This window comes from Streptomyces sp. CLV115, from assembly GCF_038448545.1.
Lineage (GTDB): Bacteria > Actinomycetota > Actinomycetes > Streptomycetales > Streptomycetaceae > Streptomyces > Streptomyces sanglieri.
On record NZ_JBCEWQ010000325.1, the window covers coordinates 1 to 2,669 of the forward strand.

A 2,669-nucleotide genomic window follows, 5' to 3' on the forward strand; every position below is an offset into this window, starting at 1 on the left:
CACCCCCCTCTCCCCTTCGCTCCACTCTCCCCTTCGCTCACTCCCCTTCACTCACCCCGGACCTCGGCTTCGACAGGTCCGCGCAGCTCGCGCTTGAGGATCTTCCCGGTCGGATTCCGGGGCAGCGGCTCCTCCCGTACGAGCACATGGGCCGGGACCTTGAACGCGGCCAGGCTGCGCCCGACGTGCGCCCGCAACTCCTCGACGGTGACGGTGGCACCGGCCCACAGGCACACGACCGCGGCGACCTCTTCGCCCAGGACCGGGTGCGGCACCCCCAGCACCGCCGCGTCCTCGACGTCCGGGTGGTCGTGCAGCACGGCCTCGACCTCGACGCAGTACACGTTCTCCCCGCCCCGGATCACCATGTCCTTGATCCGGTCCACGACACTGACCCGCCCCTCCCGCACCACGGCGAGATCACCGGTCCGGAACCACCCGCCGGTGAACGCCCGCGCGGTCGCCGCCTCGTCGCGCCAGTAGCCGCGGACCAGGGACTGGCCGCGCAGCCACAGCTCCCCGACCTCGCCCTCGGGCAGCGCCTCGCCCGCGGGACCGGCGATCCGCACCTCGGTGGTGGGGGTGGGGCGGCCGACGCTGCCCGGATGGAGCCGGTACTCGACGCCGAAGTTCGCCAGGACGCCGCCGCTGGTCTCAGTCAGGCCGTAGCCGTTGCGGGGTTCGATGCGGTCGCCGTGCCGGGCGGTCAGCCGGGCGACCAGATCGGGCGGTGCGGCGGCCCCGCCGGTGTTCAGCATCTGCAGGCCCTCCAGGCCGTCGCCCGCCCGCTCGGCAGCGGCGAGAAGCTGGAGCGCGGTCGCCGGGACGCCGGCGTAGTGGGTGACGCCGTGCGCGCGGATCAGCCGCAGCGCCTCCTCGGCGTCCCACTTCCGCATCAGCACGAGGGTGCCGCCCGCCGCCATCGCCGCGTAGAAGCCGGTGAACGCGGCGACGTGGAAGAACGGGAACGTCAGCAGCGACACCGGGGCGGGCCCCTGCCCCGGGATGAGCCCGCGCCCGAGCGCGGAGGCGGCCGCGTGGAACCGCGGGTTGAGCACCGCTCCCACCTGGGCGAGATGGGTGGCGACCGCGCCCTTGGGCCGGCCGGTGGTGCCGGAGGTGTAGATGATCGTCGCGTCGTCCTCGGGCCGGATCTCGACCTCGGGGGGCGCGGCGAGTGGATCGGCCGCGGGCAGATCCTCGTACCGCTCGACCCGCCCGGCCTCCTCGCTCCCGTCCGGGACCGCTACCTGCCCGTGGAAGACGACCACGCGCGCCCCGTTCCCGGCCGCCCACCCGGCGACCCTGGGCAGCCGTTCCCCGTCCACCAGGAGCACCCGGGGTTCGCAGTCGTCGAGCGCGTACGTGAACTCGTCCTCGGTCCACCAGGCGTTGAGCGGTACGGCGACCAGGCCGGCCAGCTGGACGGCCCAGAAGGCGATCTGCCACTCGGGGTGGTTCCGCATCGCGACGACGGCCCGGTCTCCCGGGCGGAGCCCGTACACGTCGGTCATCCGGCAGGCCAGCGCGGAAGCGGCGGCGAAGAACTCGGCGTACGAGTAGCTGCGCTCCGCCGAGACCAGGAACGGCCGGTCCCCGAAGGCCCAGGTGGTCTCCACGAACTCCCGGAGCGTCCTGGGCCCGTCCGCGTACACGAGCGACCCGGCGTGCACCCCGTCCTCCACCCGCACCACGGCGAACGGGGCGCCCGGGCCGGTCAGCGCGGCTTCGACACGCGTGGCGGCCTCGGCCGCGGCTGCGTCAGCCTGCGGGTCGGGGGCGGCAGTGGGGGTCGGGTCGATGTGCGGCACGAACGACCTCTCTAAGCGCTTGCTCAGTACATTCGCGACGCTATGCCCGCCCCCGCCCCGCGTCAAGACGCCCGAGCGGCGGCGACGAGCCCCTCCAGCCGGCCTTCGCTGACGACCTCGGACGCCGTCGCGGCGATCCGCCCACGCACATCGATGACAAGTGTGACGGGCAGCCCCTGAGTGCTCAGCAACCCCTTGGGCAGCGCGAAGAACTGCTTGCCGCCCGGATCGAGAACGCTGGGATAGGGCATGTCGAACTCACTCACGAAGCCCCGCGCCTCGTCGACGAACCGGTCCCGGTTGATCCCCAGCACAACGACACCCTGCTTCTCCATCTTCCGGTGGTAACGCACCAGAACCGGAATCTCCTTGCGGCAGGCATCGCACCGGGAGGACCACGCGTTGACCACGACCGTCTTCCCCGCGAAGTCGGAGAGCTGGACCGGCCTCCCGTCGATATCGGCCCCCACGAAGGCCGGCGAGACCGGACGGTGCGCGTTCTCTATCGTCAGCGTGCCGTCCTTGTTGCGGTGGTAACCCGCGGGGGTACCCGGACTGCTGCCGCTGAACGCGATCACCCCGACAAGAGCGACGGCAAAGGCAAGGGCGGCAAGGAAGGGAACAAAGGGGCGTTTCATGGGGGGTCCTTCGACGAATCGACGGTCACCCGCCGTGCGGCACCCGGCCCGGAAGTCCCCGTCCCCCAACACACCACCACACCCCGCCCGCACGGCGACACCCGCCACTCCGGGGAAGACCCGAGATCTGCGGTGCGTACAAGACATGCGGAAATACCCCCGTGCCTGCTGCACAACGGTTCTTGCTGGTCAGTCAGAACGGTACGCCCACCCCCAACTC

2 protein-coding genes are annotated in these 2,669 nt (G+C 71.9%); both read right to left on the reverse strand.

Going from position 1 to position 2,669, the window contains the following annotated elements; genetic code table 11:
- Positions 1 to 47 precede the first annotated feature (47 nt).
- Positions 48 to 1,811 carry a class I adenylate-forming enzyme family protein gene (locus tag AADR41_RS41845; protein WP_342287690.1) on the reverse strand — a complete coding sequence of 588 codons (1,764 nt, stop codon included), beginning with the start codon at positions 1,809 to 1,811 and terminating at the stop codon, positions 48 to 50.
- Positions 1,812 to 1,873: 62 nt separating this feature from the next.
- Positions 1,874 to 2,449 carry a TlpA family protein disulfide reductase gene (locus tag AADR41_RS41850; protein ID WP_342287691.1) on the reverse strand — a complete coding sequence of 192 codons (576 nt, stop codon included), beginning with the start codon at positions 2,447 to 2,449 and terminating at the stop codon, positions 1,874 to 1,876.
- Positions 2,450 to 2,669: the final 220 nt, after the last annotated feature.